Annotated in this window: 23 protein-coding genes and 1 pseudogene; 15 read left to right on the forward strand and 9 right to left on the reverse strand. The window is 63.6% G+C overall.

Features of this window, described 5'->3' with window-relative positions; translation table 11 throughout:
- Window positions 1–304: 304 nt before the first annotated feature.
- On the reverse strand, window positions 305–1087 hold the full coding sequence (locus NGM28_RS20890) for a lysophospholipid acyltransferase family protein (RefSeq protein WP_252091281.1): 783 nt from the start codon (window positions 1085–1087) through the stop codon (window positions 305–307).
- Window positions 1087–1842: an L-ornithine N(alpha)-acyltransferase gene (olsB, locus tag NGM28_RS20895; RefSeq protein ID WP_240064661.1), complete on the reverse strand. Its 756-nt coding sequence runs from the start codon at window positions 1840–1842 to the stop codon at window positions 1087–1089. Before olsB ends, NGM28_RS20890 begins: the two co-directional genes overlap by 1 nt.
- 144 nt (window positions 1843–1986) lie before the next feature.
- On the opposite strand from olsB, the gene NGM28_RS20900 reads away from it, so the two are divergent.
- The 7 genes from NGM28_RS20900 (at window position 1987) to NGM28_RS20930 (ending at window position 7593) form a co-directional block, all read left to right on the forward strand.
- Window positions 1987–2874, forward strand: a complete 888-nt coding sequence (locus NGM28_RS20900) for an acyl-CoA dehydrogenase middle domain-containing protein (protein ID WP_252091282.1) — start codon at window positions 1987–1989, stop codon at window positions 2872–2874.
- Between the two features lie 146 nt (window positions 2875–3020).
- Complete coding sequence (locus NGM28_RS20905; protein WP_252091283.1) at window positions 3021–4097, forward strand: serine hydrolase domain-containing protein; 1077 nt, start codon at window positions 3021–3023, stop codon at window positions 4095–4097.
- Window positions 4094–4390 (forward strand): amidase, encoded by a 297-nt coding sequence (locus NGM28_RS20910; protein ID WP_240064664.1) that lies wholly within the window; start codon window positions 4094–4096, stop codon window positions 4388–4390. The genes NGM28_RS20905 and NGM28_RS20910 overlap by 4 nt, the downstream gene beginning before the upstream one ends.
- 44 nt (window positions 4391–4434) lie before the next feature.
- Window positions 4435–5016 (forward strand): YceI family protein, encoded by a 582-nt coding sequence (locus tag NGM28_RS20915; RefSeq protein WP_240064665.1) that lies wholly within the window; start codon window positions 4435–4437, stop codon window positions 5014–5016.
- A 1-nt stretch (window position 5017) separates the two neighbouring features.
- On the forward strand, window positions 5018–6175 hold the full coding sequence (locus NGM28_RS20920) for a phospholipase D-like domain-containing protein (protein WP_240064666.1): 1158 nt from the start codon (window positions 5018–5020) through the stop codon (window positions 6173–6175).
- Window positions 6176–6256: 81 nt separating this feature from the next.
- The gene (locus NGM28_RS20925; protein ID WP_240064667.1) at window positions 6257–6835 is read left to right on the forward strand and encodes a DJ-1/PfpI family protein; all 579 of its coding nucleotides are present in this window, start codon (window positions 6257–6259) and stop codon (window positions 6833–6835) included.
- A 167-nt stretch (window positions 6836–7002) separates the two neighbouring features.
- Window positions 7003–7593, forward strand: a complete 591-nt coding sequence (locus tag NGM28_RS20930) for a GNAT family N-acetyltransferase (protein ID WP_252091284.1) — start codon at window positions 7003–7005, stop codon at window positions 7591–7593.
- Window positions 7594–7669: 76 nt separating this feature from the next.
- On the opposite strand, the gene NGM28_RS20935 is transcribed toward NGM28_RS20930, so the two are convergent.
- Complete coding sequence (locus NGM28_RS20935) at window positions 7670–9193, reverse strand: fumarate hydratase (RefSeq protein ID WP_240064669.1); 1524 nt, start codon at window positions 9191–9193, stop codon at window positions 7670–7672.
- 287 nt (window positions 9194–9480) lie between these two features.
- On the opposite strand from NGM28_RS20935, the gene NGM28_RS20940 reads away from it, so the two are divergent.
- Window positions 9481–10401, forward strand: a complete 921-nt coding sequence (locus tag NGM28_RS20940) for an iron-sulfur-binding ferredoxin reductase (RefSeq protein WP_252091285.1) — start codon at window positions 9481–9483, stop codon at window positions 10399–10401.
- Between the two features lie 98 nt (window positions 10402–10499).
- Here NGM28_RS20940 and pyk read toward each other — a convergent pair whose 3' ends face one another.
- Window positions 10500–11954, reverse strand: a complete 1455-nt coding sequence (gene pyk / locus NGM28_RS20945) for a pyruvate kinase (protein WP_240064671.1) — start codon at window positions 11952–11954, stop codon at window positions 10500–10502.
- Window positions 11955–12274: 320 nt separating this feature from the next.
- Here pyk and NGM28_RS20950 point away from each other — a divergent pair, with 320 nt between their 5' ends.
- From NGM28_RS20950 to sbcB, 3 genes are all read left to right on the forward strand, one after another.
- Window positions 12275–12661: a tol-pal system YbgF family protein gene (locus tag NGM28_RS20950; protein WP_252091286.1), complete on the forward strand. Its 387-nt coding sequence runs from the start codon at window positions 12275–12277 to the stop codon at window positions 12659–12661.
- A 124-nt stretch (window positions 12662–12785) separates the two neighbouring features.
- The gene (locus NGM28_RS20955; protein ID WP_240064672.1) at window positions 12786–13145 is read left to right on the forward strand and encodes a PilZ domain-containing protein; all 360 of its coding nucleotides are present in this window, start codon (window positions 12786–12788) and stop codon (window positions 13143–13145) included.
- 62 nt (window positions 13146–13207) lie between these two features.
- Window positions 13208–14638: an exodeoxyribonuclease I gene (gene sbcB / locus NGM28_RS20960; protein WP_240064673.1), complete on the forward strand. Its 1431-nt coding sequence runs from the start codon at window positions 13208–13210 to the stop codon at window positions 14636–14638.
- Window positions 14639–14710: 72 nt separating this feature from the next.
- Here sbcB and mvaT read toward each other — a convergent pair whose 3' ends face one another.
- Entirely contained in the window at window positions 14711–15088 is a 378-nt protein-coding gene (gene mvaT / locus NGM28_RS20965) for a histone-like nucleoid-structuring protein MvaT (protein WP_240064674.1), read from the reverse strand.
- A gap of 298 nt (window positions 15089–15386) precedes the next feature.
- Between mvaT and purU the strand changes: the two genes are divergently transcribed.
- A complete protein-coding gene (purU, locus tag NGM28_RS20970; RefSeq protein ID WP_252091287.1) occupies window positions 15387–16238 on the forward strand; it encodes a formyltetrahydrofolate deformylase in 852 nt (283 codons plus the stop codon).
- Between the two features lie 15 nt (window positions 16239–16253).
- Window positions 16254–16445 carry a hypothetical protein gene (locus tag NGM28_RS20975; protein ID WP_252091288.1) on the forward strand — a complete coding sequence of 64 codons (192 nt, stop codon included), beginning with the start codon at window positions 16254–16256 and terminating at the stop codon, window positions 16443–16445.
- Between the two features lie 147 nt (window positions 16446–16592).
- Here the strand turns inward: NGM28_RS20975 and NGM28_RS29030 are convergent, their stop codons facing one another.
- Both NGM28_RS29030 and NGM28_RS29035 read right to left on the reverse strand, forming a co-directional pair.
- Entirely contained in the window at window positions 16593–17357 is a 765-nt protein-coding gene (locus tag NGM28_RS29030) for a methyl-accepting chemotaxis protein (RefSeq protein WP_373694313.1), read from the reverse strand.
- 93 nt (window positions 17358–17450) lie between these two features.
- A pseudogene (locus NGM28_RS29035) lies at window positions 17451–18467 on the reverse strand (HAMP domain-containing protein); the annotation flags it as partial.
- Between the two features lie 172 nt (window positions 18468–18639).
- Here NGM28_RS29035 and NGM28_RS20985 point away from each other — a divergent pair.
- Entirely contained in the window at window positions 18640–20115 is a 1476-nt protein-coding gene (locus NGM28_RS20985) for a helicase HerA-like domain-containing protein (RefSeq protein ID WP_252091289.1), read from the forward strand.
- A gap of 146 nt (window positions 20116–20261) precedes the next feature.
- Here NGM28_RS20985 and NGM28_RS20990 read toward each other — a convergent pair whose 3' ends face one another.
- Both NGM28_RS20990 and NGM28_RS20995 read right to left on the reverse strand, forming a co-directional pair.
- Entirely contained in the window at window positions 20262–21734 is a 1473-nt protein-coding gene (locus NGM28_RS20990; protein ID WP_011532474.1) for an inorganic phosphate transporter, read from the reverse strand.
- Window positions 21735–22034: 300 nt separating this feature from the next.
- Entirely contained in the window at window positions 22035–22244 is a 210-nt protein-coding gene (locus NGM28_RS20995; protein ID WP_252091290.1) for a hypothetical protein, read from the reverse strand.
- Window positions 22245–22828: 584 nt separating this feature from the next.
- Between NGM28_RS20995 and pcaR the strand changes: the two genes are divergently transcribed.
- The gene (pcaR, locus tag NGM28_RS21000) at window positions 22829–23698 is read left to right on the forward strand and encodes a pca regulon transcriptional regulator PcaR (RefSeq protein WP_240064677.1); all 870 of its coding nucleotides are present in this window, start codon (window positions 22829–22831) and stop codon (window positions 23696–23698) included.
- Window positions 23699–23932: the final 234 nt, after the last annotated feature.

The raw sequence follows: 23932 nt of genomic DNA on the forward strand, positions 1-23932 counted from the left end.
GCCGAGGTCTTCGCTGAGGAGGGTGTCGAGGGGGGCAATGGCGATCTGGATTTCGCGCGTGGTAAGCGCGGCATCGGCGGGTGCGGCAGACATCGTGAAAGGGCCTTCCTAGGCGGGGGACGTTGGGGTCCCGGGTGATCCGTGAGGGCGAAATGATACTAAGGCGGGGGTGGTTCGGCCTTGGGGGAAACCCTGAGGCCTCTGTAGGAGCCAGCTTTGCTGGCGAACCGGGTCCGACGCTGGACCGCGGTGTGGCCTTCGCCAGCAAGGCTGGCTCCTACGGGGCGAGTTGTTTGACCGGTGCTCAGGCGGCCTTGGCCTGGCGGCGGGGCTTGATTTCCTCGACGCCGAACAACGCCAGCTGGATAGCCTGCTGCGCCTGGAACGCCAGCGCCGCGCGTTCCATGCCTGCGCTGCTGATCGGCGGCATCAGGTGGATCACCACCTCGCCCCGGTCATGCCCGAACAGGCGCATCAGGTGCGACACCAGGTCGTCTTCGCCAATGAACGGCGCGATCGGGTCGGGCTCGCCCGCCCGCAGGTACTGGATCGCTACTGGCTGCACCGGCGCGCCCTGGTCGATGGCCCCGGCCAGCAGCCTGCCATGGAAGGTGCGCAGGCTGCGGCCATCGGTGGTGGTACCTTCGGGGAAGATCAGCAGCGGACGAGCCTGCCCCAGCTGGCCGGCAATCTGCTCGCGCAGGCGCTGGGCGTCGCCGCCGCCGCGGCGGATGAACAGCGTCCCGGCTTTCTCGGCCAGCCAGCCGGCCACCGGCCAGTGACGCACCTCGGCCTTGGACAGGAACGACAACGGGGTGAGCATGCCGAGCAGGGGGATGTCGGTCCACGACACGTGGTTGCACACCCACAGCATCGGCCGTTGCGGCAGGGCACCGACCATGCGCACCTCGAAGGGCAGGGCGGCGACCAGGCGCCCCATGAACAGACGGGTCCAGCGCTGGCGGTGTTCGATGGAAGCTTTCAGCCCCAGGCGCTCGCCCAGGGCAATGATGCTGGCCATGACCAGGCCCAGCACCAGCACCAGGCACAGCCGCAGCAGGCGGGCACTGGCCCGCAGCCGCCGCATCAGACCGCCGCCTTGAAGTGGCGGGCGTAGCGCGGGCAGAGGTCGTCGCGTTTGAGCAGGATGAACACGTCGGCGACCTGGAAGTCCTCGTCCCAGCACGGCTCGCCGCAAATCTTCGCGCCCAGGCGCATGTAGGCCTTGAGCAGCGGCGGCATCTCGGCGATGACGTTGTTCGGCAGGGCCAGGGTGGGCAGCGGGTTCTTCGGCTCGGCGCGCAGGTGCTCGGTGCACAGGTAGCGTTCGCGCAGGCGCTGCATGATCGCGTGGGCCTGCACGCCGCCGTCCTGCATGGGGATGCTGGCGCAGCCCATCAGGTAGCTGTAGCGGCCTTCGTTGAGCACTTCGGCCAGCTCCCCCCAGAGCACGGCGATGGTGCCGCCGTTGCGGTAGGCCGGGTCGACGCAGGTGCGGCCCAGTTCGAGGATCGGGCCCTGCAATTGCAGCAGGCCGTGCAAGCTGAACTCTTCTTCGCTGTAGAAGCGCCCCAGGCTGCTGGCGGCCTGGTGGTCGAGCAGACGGGTGGTGGCGACCAGCTGGCCGGTGGCCAGGTCGCGCACGCCGATGTGGCGGCAGTGGATGTCGTAGTCGTCCATGTCCAGGCCGTGTTCGGCGCCCTTGAGCTTGGCCTTGAATTCGCCGCTGAACACCTTGAAACGCAGGGCTTGTGCTTCCTGCAGGGCCGCGGCGCCGACCAGGCGTTCGGCTTGCAGACGGCGTTCAGTGCTGTTGTCGCCAGAGCGAGCGATCCGAGTCATTGCGAGTCTCCATAAGCCAGCCAAAGGGTTGCGGCCGGTCGGCTTTGTTGTGCAAAGTCAGCCTAGGTACGCGTGGTGTCACCCCTGTGAATCTTTGGTGATGCTTGCGTGACACCCCTTCCGCCAGCCCACAAGGAGCGCCCGATGGCCTGGTTGCAACGACTCAATGACCCCCTGCGCCTGCCTTTGGCAGCGACCCTGGGCGAAACCTACATGGCCGTGCTCGAACGCCGCGGCACGGTCGCCCCGTTCGAACTGGCGGTGCTCGGTGGACGGGCGATGGCCACCCCAGGGCTGGCTTTCCTGCTGGGTTACCAGGCCGCGCTACGGGTGCTCTGGCCCAGCGCGCCGGCCAGCCTCGGCGCGTTGTGCGCCACCGAGCGGCGCAGCGTGCGCCCGGCCGACATGCACACCCGGCTCGACGGGCTGCGCCTGACCGGCAGCAAGGATTTCGTCACCGCTGGCCTTGAAGCTGAATGGTTGCTGGTGGCGGCGCGCAATGAAGGGCAGGGCGAGGCGCCGAGGTTGCAGTTGGCGGTGGTCTATCCGGGGGAGCACGGCGTCACCCTTGAAGCCTTGCCGACGCTGCCGCTGATGCCAGAGGTTGGTCACGGCCGGTTGTTGCTCAAGGACGCGGCGTGTGAATTGCTGGCCGGTGATGGCTGGGATGCCTACGTCAAGCCCTTCCGTTCCCTCGAGGACCTGTATGTACTCGCCGCCCTGGTGGGCTGGCTGCATGGCGTCGCGCAGGAATGCGCCTGGCCGCAGGATCTGCGGCTGCGTCTGGTCAGCCTGCTGGCTGGGTGCGCCGAGGGCAGTCGGCAATGCCCCGACAGCGTTGCCTGTCACTTGCTGTTGGGCGGGTTGTTTGCCCAGTTCCAGGGGCTGCGTGGCGAGATCGACAAGGCCCTGGCGGCCGGACCTGGGCACTGGGCGCAGCTGTGGCAGCGTGACCAGGGGGTGCTGGCGTTGGCCGCCGCTGCCCGCGACAAGCGCCTGGCCAAAGCCTGGACTGCCGCTGGATTGTCATGAAAGGCTGGGACGCTGGGTGATCCTTTGAATCAGGGCCGCTGTGCGGCCCATCGCGGCTGAAGCCGCTCCTACAGGTTTTGCGCGGTCCTTGTAGGAGCGGCTTCAGCCGCGATGGGCTGCAAAGCAGCCCCATGCAGGCGTTCCCCATGAAGGCACTGTTGTTTGCCCTGGCCATGACTGTTGGCCCTGCCTGGGCCGAAGTCTGGCCCACGGCACAATGGCCGGTCGACGAAGCCCACTTCGACTGGCAGCCTGTCGACACCTACGCCTTCGCGCCACGTGACGCAGCGCGTGGCGGCATTCGTACCGACGCACTGCTGATCATCCGCGATGGTCGCATCCTCCATGAGCGTTACGCGGCGCCTACCAGCGTCGACACCCCGCATCTGACCTGGTCGGTGAGCAAGAGCGTGCTGGCCACGCTAATGGGCGTGGCTTATGGCGAGGGACGCTTCCACCTCGACGATCCCGCGTCTCGCTACTTTCCGGCCTTGCAGGCGCACCCCGGGCTGCGAATCGCCGACCTGCTGCACTGGGCCAGCGGCCTGGCCTGGCAGGAGGACTACGAGTACGCGCCGCTGAAGTCGTCGGTCGTGGCGATGCTCTACACCCGAGGCCGTGGCGACATGGCGGGCTATACCGCAGCGATGCCCGCCGACAGCCCTCCAGGCAAGCGCTTCCTCTATTCCAGCGGTGACTCCAACCTGCTGGCCGCCACCCTGCGTGGCATGCTCGAACCGGGCCGCTACGCCGATTACCCCTGGCAGTCCCTGTTCACGCCACTGGGCATCACCAGTGCCGTGTGGGAGCGCGATGGGGCTGGCACCTACGTCGGCTCTTCCTACCTTTATCTGAGCGCCCGTGACCTGGCGCGCATCGGCTTGCTGATGCAGCGCGACGGGCGCTGGGGCGAGCGCCGTTTGTTGCCGGCAGACTGGGTGGCGTTCAACCGAACCCTGTTCACACAGGCCGAGCCTCTCCCCGGCGAGGCCAACCCGGGAGGCCACTGGTGGCTGAACCTGCCGTTGCCTGGCAAGCCTGCGCCATGGCCGGATGTGCCGGTCGATACCTTCGCCGCCCTGGGCCATTGGGGCCAGGCACTGTATGTGCTGCCGGCACAGAAGCTGGTGATCGTGCGCTACGCCGATGATCGCGACGCCAGCTTCAGCCACAACGAACTGCTCAAGCGGGTGCTGGCGGCCTTGGCCGGGGAGGGTGCATGAAGAAGGCCTTGCTGGTGCTGCTGCTCGCGCTGTTGGGCTGGGCCTGGTACGAGCGCCAGGCGCTGATGGACTTCCCCGGCATCCTCTCGGCCTATTCGGCGAAGGAGTATTGTTCCTGCCGCTTCGTCATGGGCTTCGAGCAAACCTACTGCCGAGGCTATGTGGAGCAGTACCTGCCACTGGGCCTGCTCGAAGAGGACACTGCCCGGCACCAGGTGACCGCCGAGGGCCTGGGCCGGCGCAACCAGGCGGCCTGGCTGGGCGCGCGCGAAGGTTGCCGCTTGCTGCCGTGAAACCTGGCGGGTAAGGTTGACGGCCTTGATTCACAGGATTTCACATGTTCAAAGCGTCCCGTCTGCTGCCCGCACTGTTGCTCGCCCTGTGCCTGCCTGCCCACGCCAACTGGCACCTGGACGGCGAGTCCTCGAGGCTGTCCTTCGTCACCGGCAAGAACGGCAATATCGCCGAAGTCAGCCGTTTCCTGGTGCTGCATGGCAAGGTCGACCGCAAGGGCGGCGCCGAAGTAACCATCGAGATGGACTCGATCAGCAGCGGCATCCCGCTGCGTGACGAGCGCATGCGCGACGGCCTGTTCGAGGTTGAGCGCTTCGCCGAAGGCAAGGTGCAGGCGCAGATCGACCTGCGCCCGATCAACGACCTGGCCAACGGCGCCCAGCTGGAACTGCGCCTGCCGGTGAGCGTCACCCTGCACGGCCAGACCCACGACTACAACACCTTGCTGCTGGCTACCCGCCTGGATGAGCGACGCTTCCAGGTGGTGACACTGGAGCCACTAGTCCTGCGCGCCGCCGACTTTGGCCTGCTGCCGGGCCTGGAAAACCTGCGCAAGCTGGCCGGGCTCAAGTCGATCAACCCGTCGGTGCCGGTGAGCGCGGTACTGATCTTCACCGCCCGCTGACATGCCGGGGCCGGTCTTCCCCTGGCGCGATGGCAACCAGTTCGAGCTGCTGGTCGACGGCCCCGAGTTCTTTCCGCGCATGCTCCTGGCGATCACCCGCGCCGAATTCCAGGTCGACCTGGAGTTGTACCTGGTCGAGGGTGGCGCCTGCGCCGAGGCGGTGGTCGAGGCCCTGGAGCAGGCGGCGCGGCGCGGTGTGCGGGTGCGCTGCCTGTTCGACGACTATGGCTCCCTGGCATTTCCCAACGTTCTGCGTGAGCGTCTGCTGAAGGCAGGCGTTTACCTGCGCTGGTACAACCGCCTGCGCTGGCGCCGGGGGCTGCGTAACCTCTACCGCGATCACCGCAAGTTGTTGTTGGTTGACGAGCGCTGGGCGGCGGTGGGTGGCACCGGTGTCACCGACGAATTCTGGACGCCGGGCGAGGCCACCAGCGACTGGCATGAAGTGATGGTGCGCATGGAAGGGCCGGTGGTCACCGACTGGCAACTGCTGTTCGATCGCCAGTGGCACGCCAACCAGCGCCGTACCGCCTGGCGCCCGCCGGAAGGCTTCGGCCTGCCGCGCCTGCCCCAGGTGCCGGCACAGGGCCAGGGCATGGGCCGGGTGGCCTATGCCGATGCGCGCCAGCACAAGGATATCCTGCACGCCCTGGTGCGCGCGCTGAACAGCGGCCAGCGGCGTATCTGGCTGGCCACGCCGTATTTTCTCCCCACCTTCAGCGTGCGCCGCTCCCTGCGCCGCGCCGCGCAGAAGGGTATCGATGTGCGCCTGCTGCTCACGGGGCCGCGCACCGACCACCCGGCCGTGCGCTATGCCGGCCATCGCTACTACCCGCGCTTGTTACGTGCCGGCGTGCGGATCTTCGAGTACCAGCCGTGCTTCCTGCACCTGAAAATGGCCGTGGTGGATGACTGGGTCAGCGTCGGCTCGTGCAACTTCGATCACTGGAACCTGCGCTTCAACCTCGAAGCCAACGTTGAAGCGCTCGACCCCTCACTGACCCACGCCGTGACGGCGAGCTTCGAACGGGACTTCGCCCTCAGCCAGGAAGTCGACCTGGCGCGCTGGCATGCCCGGCCCTTGTGGCGCCGCTTCCAGCAACGCCTGTGGGGCTGGCTCGACCGGGTGGTGGCCAACTGGCTGGACCGACGCGACTAGCGACTTGCGGCGTATATCGTTTGTCGTCAAAGCGGACTATCGTGCTGGGATTGTTCCCATGCAAAGGAAGGAGTGGATGCGATGACGGCGAAGAAGATTCTCATGCTGGTTGGTGATTACGTCGAGGACTACGAGGCCATGGTGCCGTTCCAGGCCTTGCGCATGGTCGGCCATACCGTGCACGCGGTGTGTCCGGAAAAGGTCGCGGGGCAGACCGTGCGCACCGCGATCCACGATTTCGAAGGCGAACAGACCTACAGCGAGAAGCCCGGCCACAACTTCGCCCTGAACTTCGACTTCGTGCAGGTGCGGGCCGAAAGCTATGACGCTTTGCTGATCCCGGGTGGACGGGCACCGGAGTACCTGCGTCTGGACGAGCGAGTGCTGGCGTTGGTCCGGGCGTTCGACAAGGCGGACAAGCCGATCGCGGCGGTCTGCCATGGCGCGCAATTATTGGCCGCGGCCGGGGTGCTGGAGGGACGTGAATGCAGCGCCTATCCAGCCTGCGCTCCCGAGGTTCGCCTGGCGGGCGGGCGTTTCGTCGATATCGCCGTGGATCAGGCCCATGTGGATGGCAACCTGGTCACAGCGCCGGCCTGGCCTGCGCATCCCGCATGGTTGGCTGCGTTTCTGAAGGTTCTGGGGAAGATCCCTCGATAATCGCGAATGGGAGGTGCTGACCTCCCATTCCAGGCGGGATGACAGCGGTGATGGAGAAATACCTGTCGCGCAGGGAAAAGGGCCACGCAAGAGGCGGATGTTAGGGTCTTCACTCAGGCCCGGCTTGGCCGAGCGCGACTCTCACATCGACTGGATGAACGCCCCGCATGGAAATCCGCCTGCTTCACGGCGCCGCCATCGCGCCTTACCTCGATGACCTCGCTCGACTGCGCCTGACGGTGTTCCGCGAGTTTCCCTACCTGTACGACGGTGTCGAGCAGGATGAAGCTGATGCCTTGTCCGTCTACGCCGAATCCGGACGCAGCCTGGTGGTGTTGGCGATCGACGGCGGCCAGGTAGTGGGCGCGTCCTGCGGCCAGCCGCTGGTCGACGCCGCCGTCGAGCTCCAGCAACCGTTCCTGGCCCAAGGGCAGGACCCGAATTCGATCTACTTCTTCGGTGAGTCGGCAGTACTGCCTGCCTATCGGGGGCGGGGCCTGGGGGTACGGTTCTTCATCGAACGCGAATCCTACGCCCACAAGCTTGCCGAATTCGACTATTGCGCGTTCTGTACGGTCGAACGCCCGGCCGGGCACCCACGTCGCCCATTGGACTATCGGCCCTTGCATGGTTTCTGGCGAAACCGGGGCTTTTTGCAGGAGCCGTCGTTGCGCACGTCCCAGCGTTGGCGGGATCTGGACGAGCAGGAACAGTCCACCAAGATCCTATCCTTCTGGCTCAAGGCACTTCCGGTGTAAGGCGCAACCTGGGCTGCAGATCGCGAGCAAAAAAAACCGCCCCAGACGGAGCGGTTCTTTCAGCGGGAAGGTGCTGTTACTTCACTTCCACCGCCAGGCTTTCGGCGATCTTGCTCTGCCACAGCGCAGGGCCGGTGATATGCACCGACTCACCCTTGCTGTCCACCGCGACGGTGACCGGCATGTCCTTCACTTCGAACTCGTAGATCGCTTCCATGCCCAGCTCGGCGAAGGCCAGGACCTTCGACTTGCGAATGGCCTGGGCCACCAGGTAGGCGGCGCCGCCCACGGCCATCAGGTACACGGCCTTGTTGTCCTTGATCGCTTCGATGGCGGTCGGGCCACGCTCGGACTTGCCGATCATGCCCAGCAGGCCGGTCTGTTCGAGGATCTGGCGGGTGAACTTGTCCATGCGGGTGGCGGTGGTCGGGCCGGCTGGGCCTACCACTTCGTCACCGACCGGGTCGACCGGGCCGACGTAGTAGATGAAGCGGCCTTTGAGGTCGACCGGCAGCGCTTCGCCACGGTTGAGCATTTCGACCATGCGCTTGTGCGCGGCATCGCGGCCGGTGAGCATCTTGCCGTTGAGCAGGATGGTCTCGCCCGGTTTCCAGCTGGCGACTTCTTCCGGAGTGATGTCGTCCAGGTTGACGCGGCGGGCGCTCGGGCCGGCTTCCCAGACGATTTCCGGGTAGGCGTCCAGCGACGGTGCTTCCAGCTCGGCCGGGCCGGAGCCATCGAGTACGAAGTGGGCGTGACGGGTGGCGGCGCAGTTGGGGATCATGCACACCGGCAGCGAGGCGGCGTGGGTTGGGTAGTCCATGATCTTGACGTCGAGCACGGTGGTCAGGCCGCCCAGGCCCTGGGCGCCGATGCCCAGCTGGTTGACCTTGTCGAACAGCTCCAGGCGGATCTCTTCGAGGCGGTTCTGCGGGCCACGGGCCTTCAGCTCATGGATGTCGATGGATTCCATCAACACTTCCTTGGCCATCACCGCGGCTTTCTCGGCGGTGCCGCCGATGCCGATGCCCAGCATGCCCGGCGGGCACCAGCCGGCGCCCATGGTCGGGACGGTCTTGAGCACCCAGTCGACGATCGAGTCGGACGGGTTGAGCATGGCCATCTTCGACTTGTTCTCGGAACCACCGCCTTTGGCGGCCACGTCGACTTCGACCTTGTCGCCGGGGACGATCGAGTAGTGAATGACCGCCGGGGTGTTGTCCTTGGTGTTCTTGCGAGCACCGGCCGGGTCGGCCAGGATCGAGGCGCGCAGGACGTTTTCAGGCAGGTTGTAGGCGCGGCGCACACCTTCGTTGATCATGTCGTCGACGCTCAGGGTGGCGCCGTCCCAGCGCACGTCCATGCCAACGCGGATGAACACGGTGACGATACCGGTGTCCTGGCAGATCGGGCGGTGGCCGGTGGCGCACATGCGCGAGTTGATCAGGATCTGGGCGATGGAGTCGCGCGCGGCGGGCGACTCTTCACGCAGGTAGGCCTCGTGCATCGCCTGGATGAAGTCGACGGGGTGGTAGTACGAAATGAATTGCAGGGCGTCGGCGACGCTCTGAATCAGGTCGTCTTGCTTGATCACGGTCATGCAGCGCGCTCCTCTTAAAGACGGGAACATTCGAAAAGGCATTCCGACAGTGCACACCTGTATGTCAGGAACGCCTGGCAAGGCGCCGGCTGGTCGGGCCGGCACAAAAAAGGCGCGGCAGTATACCGTGCCCCGCCGTGGGAAACACCTGCACGTGGTCTGGACCAAGGTCGGCAGGGCGCGGGCATCCTTCTTGCTGGCGCCGTAGAATGAGAAAAGAACGACCCCAACCCCGTAGGAGCCGGCTTGCCGGCGAACCGATCTCGAATCCTCTCTCCGGAGAACACATGCCTGAACTATGCGTGGGCGAACACCGCTGGACAGTGCCGGCCGCCAGCAACCTGCTCGACGCGCTCAACGACGCGGGCTGCGCCGTGCCCTACAGCTGCCGCGCCGGCAGTTGCCACGCCTGCCTGGTGCGTTGCCTGGAAGGGCTGCCCGACGACGCCAAGCCCGAGGCGCTGGCGGCGGACAAGCACAAGCAAGGCTGGCGGCTGGCCTGCCAGTGTTCGGTCAGCGGCGACCTGCGGGTGGCCTTGTTCGACCCACAGCGTGACGGGTTGCCTGCATGGGTGCGTGAGTTGGCCTGGTTCGGCGATGTGCTGCGCCTGCGCCTGCAACCTGAAAGGCCATTGCGCTACCAGGCCGGGCAGCACCTGGTGTTGTGGTGCGGTGATGTCGCGCGGCCTTACTCATTGGCGAGCCTGCCCGGGGAAGAGGACTTCCTGGAGTTGCACATCGATTGCAGTCGCCCCGGCGCATTCTGTGACCGGGCCAGGCAGCTACAGGTGGGCGACACATTGCGGCTTGGCGAATTGCGCGGTGGCGCCTTGCACTATGACCCGGACTGGCACGCTCGCCCGCTCTGGCTGTTGGCGGCGGGTACCGGGCTTGCACCCTTGTGGGGCATCCTGCGCGAGGCATTGCGCCAGGGGCATCAAGGGGAGATCAGGGTGCTGCATGTGGCTCGTGATCAGGCAGGGCATTACCTGGTCGAGCCGTTGTCGCAAATGACGGGGGTGAGTGTCGAACTGGTGCTGGCGGATCAGCTGGAAGAAGCGCTGGCGGGGTTGCGGCTGTCATCGCGGCAGACGATGGCGCTGGTGTGCGGGGCGCCGGGGACTGTCGAGCGGTTTGCGCGGCGGCTGTTCATTGCCGGGGTGCCGCGGAATCAGGTCTTGGCGGATGTGTTCACCGAGCATGCCTGACGCTTCTCGGTGAGCAGTGCTGGCCGTTTCGCCGGCAAGCCGGCTCCTACGGGTGATACACAGTATCCGTAGGAGCCGGCTTGCCGGCGAATGCGGGGTCAGCCGACCAGCGGATCACCGACGTGCAGGATCTTCATGCCGTTGGTGCCACCGATGGTGTGGTAGCTGTCGCCCTTGGTCAGGATCACCCAGTCACCTTGCGCCACCAGCCCACGCTTGAGCAGCTCGTCGACCGCCGCCTGGCTCACCTTGTCGGCCGGCAGCGAAGCCGGGTCGAAGGCGATCGGGTAGACGCCGCGGAACATCGAGGCGCGCGCTTGCGTTGCGCGGTGCGGCGACAGGGCGAAGATCGGCACGTGCGAACGCAGGCGCGACATGATCAGCGGGGTGTAGCCACTTTCGGTGAGGGCGATGATCGCCTTGACGCCCGGGAAGTGGTTGGCGGTGTACATGGCCGCCAGGGCGATGCTCTCGTCGCAGCGCTCGAAGGTGGTGTGCAGGCGGTGGCTGGACTTCTGGTTGGTCGGGTGCTTTTCAGCGCCCAGGCAGATGCGCGCCATGGCCTGTACGGCTTCGATCGGGTAGGCGCCGGCGGCGCTTTCGGCCGACAGCATCACCGCGTCGGTGTTGTCGAGCACGGCGTTGGCCACGTCGGACACTTCGGCGCGGGTCGGCATCGGGTTCTGGATCATCGACTCCATCATCTGGGTCGCCACGATCACCGCCTTGTTGTTGCGGCGGGCGTGCTGGATGATTTTTTTCTGGATACCGATCAGCTCGGCGTCGCCGATTTCCACGCCCAGGTCGCCACGGGCCACCATCACGGCGTCGGAGGCGGCGATCAGGCCGTCCAGCGTCTCGTCGTCGGCCACGGCTTCGGCGCGCTCGATCTTGGCCACCAGCCAGGCGCTGCCGCCGGCTTCATCACGCAGCTTGCGGGCGTATTCCATGTCCTTGGCATCACGCGGGAACGACACGGCCAGGTAGTCCAGGTCCATTTCCGCGGCCAGCTTGATGTCGGCCTTGTCTTTTTCGGTCAGGGCCGGGGCGGTCAGGCCGCCACCTTTGCGGTTGATGCCTTTGTGGTCGGACAGCGGGCCGCCGACGATCACCACGCAGCGCAGGGCATCTGCGGTGGCGGTCTCGACGCGCATGACCACGCGGCCATCGTCGAGCAGCAGTTCGTCACCGACGCCGCAGTCCTTGACCAGGTCGGGGTAGTCGATGCCGACGATATCCTGGTTGCCTTCGGTCAGCGGGTGGGCGGTGGAGAAGGTGAAGGTGTCACCGACTTTCAGTTCGATGCGCTTGTTGGCGAACTTGGCGATACGGATCTTCGGACCTTGCAGGTCGCCCAGCAGCGCGACGTGGCGGCCATTCTTGGCGGCGATGTCGCGGATCAGGCGGGCGCGGGCCTTGTGCTCGTCCGGCGTGCCGTGGGAGAAGTTCAGACGTGCCACGTCCAGGCCGGCGAGGATCAGCTGTTCGATCACTTCCGGCGAGTTGCTGGCGGGGCCAAGGGTGGCGACGATTTTGGTGCGGCGGATGGACATGCACAGACTCCTATAGTGAAGCGCAGCGAAAGGCTACTCCTGAATCTCGCTGTAGTCATTGTTCCGTTGCACTACCTGTGCACGCGTGTGGGTGGCGTTTGAACGGTCGGTTGCACCGACAGCTGCAAGCTTCAAGCCGCAAGCTACAAGCCGCAAGCCGCAAGCCGCAAGCCGCAAGCTACAAGCTATAAGCTACAAGCTACAAGCAGGCGAACGGTGCCTGACCTCTTGCGGCTTGAAGCTTGAAGCTTGAAGCTTGAAGCTTGCAGCTGGAGAAATTCTCGAACGCGCCGATACACTGCCATCAAAGGAGAATTCCCATGCGCACCCTGATCGTTTTGACCATGGCGGCCAGTGTCGTCGGCTGCACCCGCTGGTCCATGGACCATCACCTGAACAACGCCTACCGCGCCTACGACCGCGGTGATTGCTCGAAAGTGATGCTGGAGCTGTCGCAGGTCGACCGCACCAGCCGTGCCCGCCCGTTCATCCACCCGGAAGTGTCGTTGCTGCGCGGCCAGTGCCTGGAGCGCCAGAAGCTCTTCGTCGATGCCGCGCAGACTTATCAGTACCTGATCCAGCAGTACCCGCGCAACGAATACGCCTATCGTGCCCAGGCCCGCCTGCAGACGCTGGAGAAGCTGGGCCACCTGCGTGGCGCGGAAGCGGCGGTGGCCAATCCGGTGAACACTACACCTTGGCGTTAATGCCAAGGTTTCCATGATTTCATGTAGAGGCTGCCGCCGACTGGGCTAATCTGTTAAACATGTTGTATCGATTATCGCCAGTACCTTGTCTTCCTGGCTCCAGGTACAGGAACGCGCTGCGACCATGTTCATCGAACGCCATATCCAACGCCATCAGCTCCCCTGCGTGCTCAAGGTCTTCAACCGCTTCACCGACCAGCAGATCGGTTACCTGGGCAACGCATCCGAAGATGGCCTGATGCTGATCAGCCAGTTGCCGGTCCTGGTCGGGCCGGACTTCGAGCTGCAACTGCGCGTGCCGCTGGCCGGCGGCGGGCAGCAGTTCATCAACCTCACCGCCAGTTGCCTGTGGTGCCGCGAAGATGAGACACCGGGGCACTACGATGCCGGCTTCATGCTGCTGCAGGCCCCCCAGGAATACGATGAGTTCGTTCGTTCCCTGCGTGCCTTCTTCAGCTTCCGCCCCGTGAATGCTTCTGCCTGAGCACTGGCCCAGGCCCGGTACAGCCCGCTAGACTCTGGTCGACCTTGTTACAGGAAGACCCCGTGAGCTCCAGCATCTTCTGGCACGACTACGAAACCACCGGCATCAATCCGCGTTGCGACCGCCCGCTGCAGATGGCCGGTGTGCGTACCGACCTCGACCTCAATGAGATCGAGGAACCGATCAACCTCTACTGCCGCCCCTCGGACGATATTCTCCCGCACCCTGCCGCTTGCCTGGTGACTGGCATCACGCCGCAGCAGCTGGCCAGCCAGGGGCTGTGCGAGGCCGAGTTCATGACGCGCGTGCACACCGAGCTGGCGCGCCCCGGTACCTGCGGCGCGGGCTACAACACCTTGCGCTTCGATGATGAAGTCACCCGTTACAGCCTCTATCGCAATTTCTTCGACCCCTACGCCCGCGAGTGGCAGGGCGGCAACAGCCGCTGGGACCTGATCGACGTGGTGCGTACCGCCTATGCCTTGCGCCCCGAGGGGATCGTCTGGCCGCAGCAGGACGGACGCACCAGTCTGCGCCTGGAGTTGCTCAGCAAGGCCAATGGCATTGACCACGGCCATGCCCACGAAGCACTTTCCGACGTGCGGGCAACCATCGCCCTGGCCCGCTTGATTCGTGATCGGCAACCGAAGTTGTATGACTGGCTGTTCCAGTTGCGTAGCAAACATAAAGTGATGGAGCAGATCCGCCTGTTGCAGCCTCTGGTACATGTTTCCGGTCGTTTTTCGGCGGAGCGCAACTATATCGGTGTGGTGTTGCCGCTGGCCTGGCACCCGCGCAATCGCAACGCGTTGATAGTGTGTGACCTGGGCCAGGACAGCGCGCCGTTGCTGAAGGAAAGTGCACAAGTGTTGCGTCAGCGTTTGTACACGCGCCGTGAAGACATGGCCGAAGGCGAATTACCGGTGCCGTTGAAGTTGGTACATATCAATCGTTGCCCGGTCGTGGCGCCGTTATCGGTAATACGTGCGCAAGATCAGCAGCGGCTGGGGATCGATATGTCGACGTTGCAGTCGCATGCTGACCATCTGGCCAATCAGCAGGCAACCTGGCGTGACAAGCTGGATATTATCTTCGAAGAAGAAGCTTTTGCCCCGACGGAGGATCCGGAGCAACAGCTGTATGACGGTTTTCTCGGGGATCGCGACCGGCGCTTATGCGAGCAAGTGCGAGGCGCGGATCCCGCTCAATTGGGTCAAGGGCATTGGATGTTCGATGATCCGCGCTTGCCGGAGTTACTGTTCCGCTACCGCGCGCGCAACTTTGCCGACACGCTTGATGAGCAGGAGCTCGCGCGATGGCATGGGTTCTGTCGGGAGCGCCTGAGCGACCCGAAGTGGGGAGCTCCCAATACACTCGGCGACTTCGAGGTGGCGTGTCAGAGCAGTCTGGTCAATGCCGACGAGGCCGGGCGGAGGGTGCTGGAGGCTTGGCAGGCACATGCCGACAAACTCAAAGCGCATTTCCAGATTTGAAGGGAATGGACAAACAAAAACGCCGGCAAGTGCCGGCGTTCTTGATGTTGGAACTGAAGCGCGGTGCGCAAATCAGTCCAGCAGGGTGGCCCAGCTTTCGACGACGTCGCCGCCCCACTTGGCTTTCCACTCTTTCAGGGTCTTGTGGTTGCCACCCTTGGTTTCAATAACCTCGCCATTGTGCGGGTTCTTGTACTGCTTGACCTTGCGCGCACGCTTGGTAGTGGTGGTTTTGGCGGCGCCGCGTGGCGCTTTGCTCAGTTTGCTTTCCGGGTCGAGCAGGGCGATCACGTCACGCAGGGACTTGGAGTATTCGCCCATCAGGGTGCGCAGTTTGCCTTCGAATTCCAGCTCTTTCTTCAGCTTGTCGTCTTGCGACAGGTTGGCCAGGCGAGCTTGAAGTTCCTTGATGGCTTCTTCGGTGGCGCGGTATTCGTTGATCAGGGACATGGAGCGTTCCTTAATTCATGTGTAGGGGACAGTGAGGGCAATAATAGACAGCCGATACTCGCAAGTAAACAATAAAAAAATATTGAATCAATTAATGATGGCGAGTGATAGCGCCACTGTTAGGTTAAGAAAAATTTACATATTCATGCGGGACAGGCTCATCCCCCCGTCAAAAGAAGGGGTATGTCCTGCGTCGGCCGTGGAGTATGGCTGGCCTGCGCAGTGTGTCGATCAATACTGCGTTTTTCCCAGCGGCCCGCTAGAATGGGCCCTTTGCGAAGTTCTTGGAGTCTTTCTCATGCGCACCTACCGACTGGTGATTGCCTGCCCCGACCGCGTCGGCATCGTGGCAAAAGTCAGTAATTTCCTGGCCCTCTACAACGGCTGGATCAACGAAGCCAGCCACCACTCCGACGAACAGAGCGGCTGGTTCTTCATGCGCCATGAGATCCGCGCCGAGTCCTTGCCGTTTGGTATCGAGGCTTTCCGCGAGGCCTTCGCGCCGATCGCCGAAGAGTTCTCCATGACCTGGCGTATCACCGACTCCGCGCAGAAGAAGCGCGTGGTGCTGATGGCCAGCCGTGAGTCGCACTGCCTGGCCGACCTGCTGCACCGCTGGCACACCAACGAGCTGGACTGCGAGATCCCTTGCGTGATCTCCAACCACAACGACCTGCGCAGCATGGTCGAGTGGCACGGTATTCCGTTCCACCATGTGCCGGTCGACCCGAAGGACAAGCAGCCGGCGTTCGCCGAGGTCTCGCGCCTGGTTCAGGAATACGCGGCCGACGCTGTGGTGTTGGCGCGTTACATGCAGATTCTTCCGCCGCAGCTGTGCCAGGCGTACGCGGAAAAGGTCATCAACATCCACCACAGCTTCCTGCCTTCGTTCGTCGGCGCCAAGCCTTATCACCAGGCTGCCCTGCGTGGCGTGAAACTGATCGGCGCGACCTGCCACTACGTCACCGAGGAACTGGATGCCGGCCCGATCATCGAGCAGGACGTGGTGCGTGTCAGCCACGCCGACAGCATCGAGGACATGGTTCGCTTCGGCCGTGACGTGGAGAAGATGGTTCTGGCCCGTGGCCTGCGCTATCACCTGGAAGACCGCGTGCTGGTCCACGGCAACAAGACTGTCGTGTTCAACTGAGGCGAGCATTGGCCTATGGCAGACCCACGTGACAAGGCCGGTGCCGTGGCGCGGCCCACCTTGGGCGAGGGTTGCCTGGCCCGTTTCGATCCTGATGCGTTGAGCGATGAAGACGGCACCGAGTTCCCCGGTGCCGCCGAGCTCTGGGATGCGCTGAATTGCTCTGGCGAGCCCTGTGCTCGGCAGGTTGCCAAGCAACTGCAATGACTTGATCCGTAGGAGCCAGCCTTGCTGGCGAAGCCCGGCAAAGCCGGGCCAGAGGGTATCCTGTGCCCTATCCTGGGCAGGGCCGACCTGCACTTGCTCCCACAGCGAACGCTGTTCGCCGTGGGAGCGCCCGCAGGCGGTTCCAGGTCAGATCCGGAAGCTACCGACCAGCTGCTTCAGGCGCCCGGCCTGCTGCTCCAGGTCCGAGCACGCGCGCAGGGTGGCCTGCAGGTTCTCGACCCCTTCCTGGTTGAGCATGTTGATCTCGTTGATGTCCATGTTGATCGAGTCGACCACGGCGGTCTGTTCCTCGGTGGCGGTGGCCACCGACTGGTTCATGCCGTCGATCTCGCCGATGCGCTGGGTGACGCTGCCCAGGCGTTCGCCGGCCTGGTTGGCGATGTCCATGCTGTCCTGGCTGTGGCGCTGGCTCTGGCCCATGGTGTCGACCGATTCACGGGCGCCGACCTGCAGCTCCTCGATCATCTTCTGCACCTGTTGCGCCGACTCCTGGGTGCGGTGGGCGAGGTTGCGCACTTCGTCCGCCACCACGGCGAAACCACGCCCGGCCTCGCCGGCGCGGGCGGCCTCGATCGCGGCATTCAGCGCCAGCAGGTTGGTCTGCTGGGAAATGCTGGTGATCACTTCGAGGATCTGGCCGATGTTGACGGTTTTGTTGTTGAGCGTCTCGATATGCTCGCTTGACGTGACGATCAGGTCCGACAGGCGATTCATCGCATCGATGTTGCGCTGCACCACTTGCTGACCTTCCTCAGCCAGCAAACGGGCGGAGCTGGCATGTTGCGAGGCCTGGGCGGCGTTGCCGGCAATTTCCTGGGCGGCGGCGCCGAGCTGGTTGATGGCGGCGGCGACGCTGTTGGTGCGGTTGGACTGTTCGTCGGAGTTGCTCATCGACGAGTTGGAGGCGCTGATCACTCGCAGGGCCACTTCGTTGACCTGCTCGGTGGCCGACGACACTTCGCGGATCGAGCCGTGGATACGCTCGACGAAGCGGTTGAAGGCTGTCCCGAGGATGCCGAACTCGTCGTGGTTGTGGATCTCCAGGCGACGAGTCAGGTCGCCTTCGCCCTCGGCGATGTTCGCCATGGCGCGGGTCATGGTATGCAGCGGTTGCATCAACACGTTGATCAGCAGCCCCAGCAGGGCAATGATGATCACCACCGCCACCAGGGTGGCGATCACCGCGGAGGTGCGGAAGGTGCTGAGCATCGAGAAGGCCTTGTCCTTGTCCACCGAAAGGCCGATGTACCAGTTGGCCGAAGGCAGGCCCTTGACCGGGGTGAAGGTCAGCAAGCGGGTCTGGCCGTTGAGCTCGACCTCGGTCAGGTCACCGGACAGGCGTGGGGTGTTCTGCGGGAACAGGTCCGACAGCGACTTCATCACCAGGTTCTTGTCCGGGTGCACCAGGATCTTGCCCTGGTCGTTGACCAGGAAGGCGTAGCCCATGCCGCCGAAGTTCAGCGCGTTGATGATCTCCACCAGGCCGTCCAAGGCCAGGTCGCCACCGACCACGCCGACCGAGCGCGAGGCGGTGTCGACGATCGAGATGACCATCTTGTTGGTGGCCATGTCGATATAGGGCTCGGTGAGCATCGGCCCATTGGCATTCAAGCCATCCTTGTACCAGGGGCGTACGCGCGGGTCGTAGCCGTCGGGCATCTTGGTGTCGGGGCGCACGGTGAAGGTACCGTCGGGCTGGCCCAGGTAAATGGTCAGGAAGCTTGAGGTCAGGGCGTTCTGGCCGAGCAGGGCGCCGGCATTTTGTGGCGATTGGGCGAGGTTCTGGGCGACGTTTTCGACCAGTTTGATCCGCCCCTCGAACAGGTTGCGAATGTTCGTGGACGTCGACTCGCCCATTTCAGCCAGGTAGTTCTCCAGGTTGGCGCGAATGGCATTACGCTGGAGGTAGTCGTTGTAGAGGGTGAACAGGCTGAAGGCGAGGATCACGATCAGTGATGCCGCCAGAAGAATCTTGTGGCTGAAACGAAGGCTTTTATTCATGACGTGATGCGTCCGCTAAGGTTTTGTTATCGGGTCGTTCGCACAAAGCACGGCTGGAAAACAGTGCAACAATTCCCGTGAGTCCTTTTCGGGTTGTTACTGTCTTTCTGGGAAGAATCATTTTGAAATATCGGCAGTCAGGTGGCAGAACTTGAGTAGGGGATGAAGCAAGATGTCAGATTCTTCGCAAATGGTTGTAGGGGCTGGCCCTGATGCCCAGCCCGTATCACAGGCCATGCGTCTGGCCAATCGCCATGGTTTGGTGGCGGGGGCGACCGGTACCGGCAAGACCGTTACCTTGCAGCACCTGGCCGAGCTGTTCAGCGATGCGGGTGTCGCGGTGTTCGCCGCGGATGTGAAGGGTGACCTGTGTGGCCTCGGCGCCGCTGGTGCCCCCCAGGGCAAGGTGGCCGAGCGTATCGCCGCGATGCCCTGGTTGAACCACAGGCCGCAGGCCTACCCGGTTACCTTGTGGGATGTCGCCGGGCAATCCGGGCATCCCTTGCGCACCACCTTGAGCGACATGGGGCCCTTGCTGCTGGGTAACCTGCTTGAGTTGACCGACAGTCAGCAGGCCGCGCTGTACGCGGCCTTCAAGGTGGCAGACCGCGAAGGGTTGCTGTTGCTCGACCTGAAAGACCTCAAGGCCCTGCTCGCGCACCTGAAGGACAACCCCCAACTGCTGGGCGAGGACAGCGCGCTGATGACCAGCGCCTCCACTCAAGCCCTGCTGCGTCGATTGGCGACCCTCGAGCAACAGGGGGCCGAGGCGCTGTTCGGCGAGCCGGCCCTGCAACTGGAAGACTTGCTGCGGGTCGACGGCGATGGTCGAGGACGCATCCACCTGCTCGATGCCAGCCGGCTGGTGCATGACGCCCCCAAGGTCTATGCGACTTTCCTGCTCTGGCTGCTGGCCGAGCTGTTCGAGCAGTTGCCCGAACGCGGTGATGCCGACAAGCCGGTGCTGGCGCTGTTTTTCGACGAGGCGCACTTGCTGTTCAATGGCACGCCAAAGGCCTTGCAGGACCGCCTGGAGCAAGTGGTGCGGCTGATCCGCTCCAAGGGCGTGGGGGTGTATTTCGTCACCCAGTCGCCCGGAGACCTGCCCGATGCCGTACTGGCCCAGTTGGGGTTGCGTATCCAGCATGGCCTGCGGGCGTTCACGGCCAAGGAGCAGAAGTCGCTGCGCGCCGTGGCCGATGGTTTTCGCCCCAACCCTGCGTTCGACAGCCTGGCGGTGCTGACCGAGCTGGGCATCGGCGAGGCGTTGGTGGGCACGTTGGAGGAGAAGGGCACGCCTGCGATCGTCCAGCGGGTACTGATTGCACCTCCCCAGTCGCGGATCGGGCCGTTAAGCGCCGCCGAGCGCAGTGCGTTGATCAGCGCCTCGCCTCTGGCGGGGCGTTATGACAAGCCGATCGATCGTGAATCAGCTTACGAAATGCTCACCCAGCGCAAGGGCGCGCCGGTGGAACCGGCGCCACAACCCAAGGCGGATGAAGACAGTTTTGCCGACAAGGCCGGAGAGTTTCTGCAAAGTGCGGCGGGGCAGGCGATCAAGTCGGCGGTGCGCCAGGCGGCCAATCAGTTGGGGCGGCAGTTGGTGCGTGGCTTGATGGGGTCGTTGCTGGGCGGGAAGAAACGCTAGCTTCAGGGCTGTACGCACGATCCTGTAGGCGCCGGCTTGCCGGCGAACATCGGCTTCGACAAGCAGTCAGTTGTTTCCAGGAAGGTTCAGGCTGACAAGCATGAAAAAGGCGCCTTGAGGCGCCTTTTTCATGCGGTTGCAGTCACTCAGCCAATGGCCTTGGACGCCAGCCAGAACAAGCCGGCCGCCAGGCCCATCGAGGCCGGCAGGGTGAGCACCCAGGCCAGCAGGATGGTCTTCACCGTGCCGCCCTGCAGGCCGCTCTTGTTGGCGACCATGGTGCCGGCCACACCCGACGAGAGCACGTGGGTGGTGGATACCGGCAGGCTGAAGATGTTGGCCATGCCGATGGCACAGGCGGCGGTGATCTGCGCCGACATGCCCTGGGCATAGGTCATGCCTTGCTTGCCGATCTTCTCACCGACGGTCAGCACCACGCGCTTCCAGCCGACCATGGTACCCAGGCCCAGGGCCAGGGCGACGGCGACGATCACCCAGAACGGCGCATACTCGGTGGTGGCGGTCAGGTCCTTGCGCAGCTTCTCCAGGTCGGCCTTTTCGCGGGCTTCCAGGCCTGGCAGCTTGCCGACCTTCTTCGCCGTGTCGTCCAGGCAAAGCAGGTAGCGGCGCACTTCGACGCGCTTCTCGGCGCTCAGGGCGCGGTAGTCGGTCACGCCGGCGAGCGAGGATTGCAGGGCGGCGATGGTCGGCTCGGTCTGCTGCGGGTTGCAGCTGAACTGCTCCGGCAGGTCGCTCGATTGCGCCTTGCCCAGTGCCAGGAACTCGCCGAGGGTGGCGGCGTTGCGCTGGTAGAACTGGCTCAGGTGCATGGTTGCGTCGCGGGTGCGCTCGATCTGGTAGGTGGTGCTGTTCAGGTCGAGGACGAACTTGGCCGGGACGATACCGATCAGTACCAGCATGATCAGGCCGATGCCTTTCTGGCCGTCGTTGGAACCGTGCACGAAGCTCACGCCCATGGCCGAGATTACCAGCACCAGGCGGTTCCAGAACGGTGGGTGTTTCTTGTCGTCGAGCTTGCGGCGCTGTTCGGGCGTCTTGTGCATTTTCGACAGCGGGCGCCACCACTTCAGGCCTAGCAGCACCAGGGCTGCAACGGCAAAGCCAGCCATTGGCGAGAGGACCAGCGACGTGGCGATGTCGATCGCCTTCTGCCAGTTCACGCCATCGCCCAGCGGGATGTCGCTGATCAGTGCGTTGGCCAGGCCGACACCGAGGATCGAGCCGATCAGGGTGTGCGAACTGGAGGCCGGGATACCGAAGTACCAGGTGCCCAGGTTCCAGGTGATGGCCGCGGCCAGCAACGAGAAGACCATGGCCAGGCCGTGCCCGGTGTTCACATTGATCAGCAGTTCGACCGGCAGCAGGTGGACGATGGCGTAGGCCACCCCGACACCGCCGAGCAGAACCCCGAGGAAGTTGAACACACCGGAGAAGAACACGGCCAGGTGCGGTGGCATGGCTTTGGTATAGATGACAGTGGCTACCGCGTTGGCGGTGTCATGAAAGCCATTGATGAACTCGAATGCGAGGACGAAGGTCAAAGCGAGCGTCAGGCTCACGATAACCCAGGCATCCAGTCCGCTGAATAAATCGATCATGAAGGTTTTCTGGCGGTCTTAGGGGGGCGGGATTATGCCAGAAAACCATGGCAATCGATGCACCTGCCGCTGACCGATGGCAGGGCGACGGGTGTTGCCGATGGCGGTGCTGGCAATGCGATAGCGGTCGAAAGTGCGCAGAAAATTCGGCAATTTCTAGAAAAATCAAAGCTTTGATGCGTAAGTGGATTCTGGTTCGGCTTTCAAACGCTTGTATGAAATTTGTGTGAATCCATTTCACCAAGGCTGTTTCGACCACGCTCAACCCGCATCAGGGCGATCGCCGGTGGCGCGATGGCATCATGCAGGTTCATCACCCTCGGTGCGCAGTTCCTTCTCCATCTTTTCCAGCTCATGGGCAAAGGCCTGGTCACGGACAGTGGCGCGTTTGCGCCAGGGTTTGCGTTCCGGTTCGGGTTGCGCGGCATAGGTGGTGACTTCACCACCGTAAACATCCTTGTAACGTTCAGCCTGGCGCTCGAGTTCCGCGCGCAGTTCTTCTTTCGTCACAGTAATACCTGAATAGGTTGAAGTTTGGTGCTGGCGTTGAAGGACACACTTAATGTGTGGGCACACCGTCGGCACGAAATGATTCGTCGCGAGGACACGGGGTGGAGAGTGAAGGGCAACCTGGGAAAGTGCCTTTGATCACCACCGGACAAGCCATGCCTGAGGCGATGGTCCTGACGGTCGGAAAGCGACGAAGGTGGGTCGATTGGATCCGTAATAGTGCAATTGAACAATCGATCGGGGCGATTATAGCAACCGCCAAGTCGAAGACTATCGTTCTTTACTTGTTACTGACAAGGTCGCTGAAGTTGTCATTGACTGCCGTGGGCATTCGCTTCTGCGGTCGTCAGGAAGTTCCAGCGTCTTGAGGCCTGGAAGTTTACTTCAAGCCGCTTAAATGAAAACGGCCTCGCGGGAGGGCGAGGCCGTTGCCTGGGACTTCTGCGGTGGGTACCTGACCAGTCTCTCCAAAGAAGCCACATGTGGCAGGGGAAAGGTATAAGCAAAAGTGTCAGCGGTCAATTGCGATTATCGGCCGTTCGTTCGATAATCGCACGAACCAGCGTTTTTTTTGAGGCGAGTCCATGAGCGAAGAAACCAGCGGCCCCCTGGCGAACGAACCTGCAAAGGGCGCGACGCCTGCCATGGCACCGCCGATCGTGGCTTCGGCGGCCAAGCGCATTCAGGCGTTCACCGGCGATCCGGACTTCATGACCTCCCTGGCCCGTGGCCTGGCGGTGATCCAAGCCTTCCAGGAGCGCAAGCGTCACCTGACCATCGCCCAGATCAGCCATCGCACGGAGATTCCCCGCGCGGCCGTGCGCCGTTGCCTGCACACCTTGATCAAGCTGGGCTATGCCACCACCGATGGCCGCACCTACTCATTGCTGCCCAAGGTACTGACACTGGGCCACGCCTACCTGTCCTCGACCCCGCTGGCGGTTTCGGCCCAACCCTACCTGGACCGGATCAGCGACCAGCTTCACGAGGCGGCCAACATGGCCACCCTCGAAGGCGACGATATCCTTTATATAGCCCGCTCGGCCACGGTGGAGCGGTTGATCTCGGTGGACTTGTCGGTGGGCGGGCGGCTGCCGGCCTACTGCACGTCGATGGGCCGGATTCTCCTGGCGGCCCTCGACGACGCCAGTCTCCACGAGTATCTGGAGCGTGCCGACCTCAAGGCCCGAACCAGTCGTACCCTGCACGATCCGGAGTCGTTGTTCGCGTGTATCCAGCAGGTGCGTCAGCAGGGTTGGTGCGTGGTCGACCAGGAGCTGGAACAGGGGCTGCGTTCGATCGCCGTGCCGATCTACGATGCCTCCGGGCAGGTGCTGGCGGCGCTGAATGTCAGTACCCATGTAGGGCGGGTCAGCCGCAGCGAGCTGGAGCAGCGCTTCCTGCCGATCCTGCTGGCAGCCAGCCGGGATCTCTGTCATCAGTTGTTCGGTTGATGATGGGGTTGCAAAGATCTGTAGGAGCGGCTTTAGCCGCGATGCAGGCACCGCGGTGTCTGGCACCCGCTTGCGCGGGTAATCGCGGCTGAAGCCGCTCCTACAGGTAAGTTGTACAGCCCACATGTATTCCTGTTCGATAAACGCACAATCTCGTTTCCAATGAATTGCGCAGCCCACGCCTGCTGATTAATGTCTGTCGCACGAGTCGGCTTTGCCGACCCGACAATAACA

This window comes from Pseudomonas sp. MWU13-3659 (assembly GCF_023757525.1).
Taxonomy (GTDB): Bacteria; Pseudomonadota; Gammaproteobacteria; order Pseudomonadales; family Pseudomonadaceae; genus Aquipseudomonas; species Aquipseudomonas entomophila_E.

What these genes read in the sequence shown, in the direction of transcription:
- NGM28_RS20890 (WP_252091281.1), bottom strand. Translation starts at nt 1,087, where the DNA reads ATGCGGCGGCTGCGGGCCAGTGCCCGCCTGCTGCGGCTGTGCCTGGTG.
- olsB (WP_240064661.1), bottom strand. Translation starts at nt 1,842, where the DNA reads ATGACTCGGATCGCTCGCTCTGGCGACAACAGCACTGAACGCCGTCTG.
- NGM28_RS20900 (WP_252091282.1), top strand. Translation starts at nt 1,987, where the DNA reads ATGGCCTGGTTGCAACGACTCAATGACCCCCTGCGCCTGCCTTTGGCA.
- NGM28_RS20905 (WP_252091283.1), top strand. Translation starts at nt 3,021, where the DNA reads ATGAAGGCACTGTTGTTTGCCCTGGCCATGACTGTTGGCCCTGCCTGG.
- NGM28_RS20910 (WP_240064664.1), top strand. Translation starts at nt 4,094, where the DNA reads ATGAAGAAGGCCTTGCTGGTGCTGCTGCTCGCGCTGTTGGGCTGGGCC.
- NGM28_RS20915 (WP_240064665.1), top strand. Translation starts at nt 4,435, where the DNA reads ATGTTCAAAGCGTCCCGTCTGCTGCCCGCACTGTTGCTCGCCCTGTGC.
- NGM28_RS20920 (WP_240064666.1), top strand. Translation starts at nt 5,018, where the DNA reads ATGCCGGGGCCGGTCTTCCCCTGGCGCGATGGCAACCAGTTCGAGCTG.
- NGM28_RS20925 (WP_240064667.1), top strand. Translation starts at nt 6,257, where the DNA reads ATGACGGCGAAGAAGATTCTCATGCTGGTTGGTGATTACGTCGAGGAC.
- NGM28_RS20930 (WP_252091284.1), top strand. Translation starts at nt 7,003, where the DNA reads ATGGAAATCCGCCTGCTTCACGGCGCCGCCATCGCGCCTTACCTCGAT.
- NGM28_RS20935 (WP_240064669.1), bottom strand. Translation starts at nt 9,193, where the DNA reads ATGACCGTGATCAAGCAAGACGACCTGATTCAGAGCGTCGCCGACGCC.
- NGM28_RS20940 (WP_252091285.1), top strand. Translation starts at nt 9,481, where the DNA reads ATGCCTGAACTATGCGTGGGCGAACACCGCTGGACAGTGCCGGCCGCC.
- pyk (WP_240064671.1), bottom strand. Translation starts at nt 11,954, where the DNA reads ATGTCCATCCGCCGCACCAAAATCGTCGCCACCCTTGGCCCCGCCAGC.
- NGM28_RS20950 (WP_252091286.1), top strand. Translation starts at nt 12,275, where the DNA reads ATGCGCACCCTGATCGTTTTGACCATGGCGGCCAGTGTCGTCGGCTGC.
- NGM28_RS20955 (WP_240064672.1), top strand. Translation starts at nt 12,786, where the DNA reads ATGTTCATCGAACGCCATATCCAACGCCATCAGCTCCCCTGCGTGCTC.
- mvaT (WP_240064674.1), bottom strand. Translation starts at nt 15,088, where the DNA reads ATGTCCCTGATCAACGAATACCGCGCCACCGAAGAAGCCATCAAGGAA.
- purU (WP_252091287.1), top strand. Translation starts at nt 15,387, where the DNA reads ATGCGCACCTACCGACTGGTGATTGCCTGCCCCGACCGCGTCGGCATC.
- NGM28_RS20975 (WP_252091288.1), top strand. Translation starts at nt 16,254, where the DNA reads ATGGCAGACCCACGTGACAAGGCCGGTGCCGTGGCGCGGCCCACCTTG.
- NGM28_RS29030 (WP_373694313.1), bottom strand. Translation starts at nt 17,357, where the DNA reads ATGAGCAACTCCGACGAACAGTCCAACCGCACCAACAGCGTCGCCGCC.
- NGM28_RS20985 (WP_252091289.1), top strand. Translation starts at nt 18,640, where the DNA reads ATGTCAGATTCTTCGCAAATGGTTGTAGGGGCTGGCCCTGATGCCCAG.
- NGM28_RS20990 (WP_011532474.1), bottom strand. Translation starts at nt 21,734, where the DNA reads ATGATCGATTTATTCAGCGGACTGGATGCCTGGGTTATCGTGAGCCTG.
- pcaR (WP_240064677.1), top strand. Translation starts at nt 22,829, where the DNA reads ATGAGCGAAGAAACCAGCGGCCCCCTGGCGAACGAACCTGCAAAGGGC.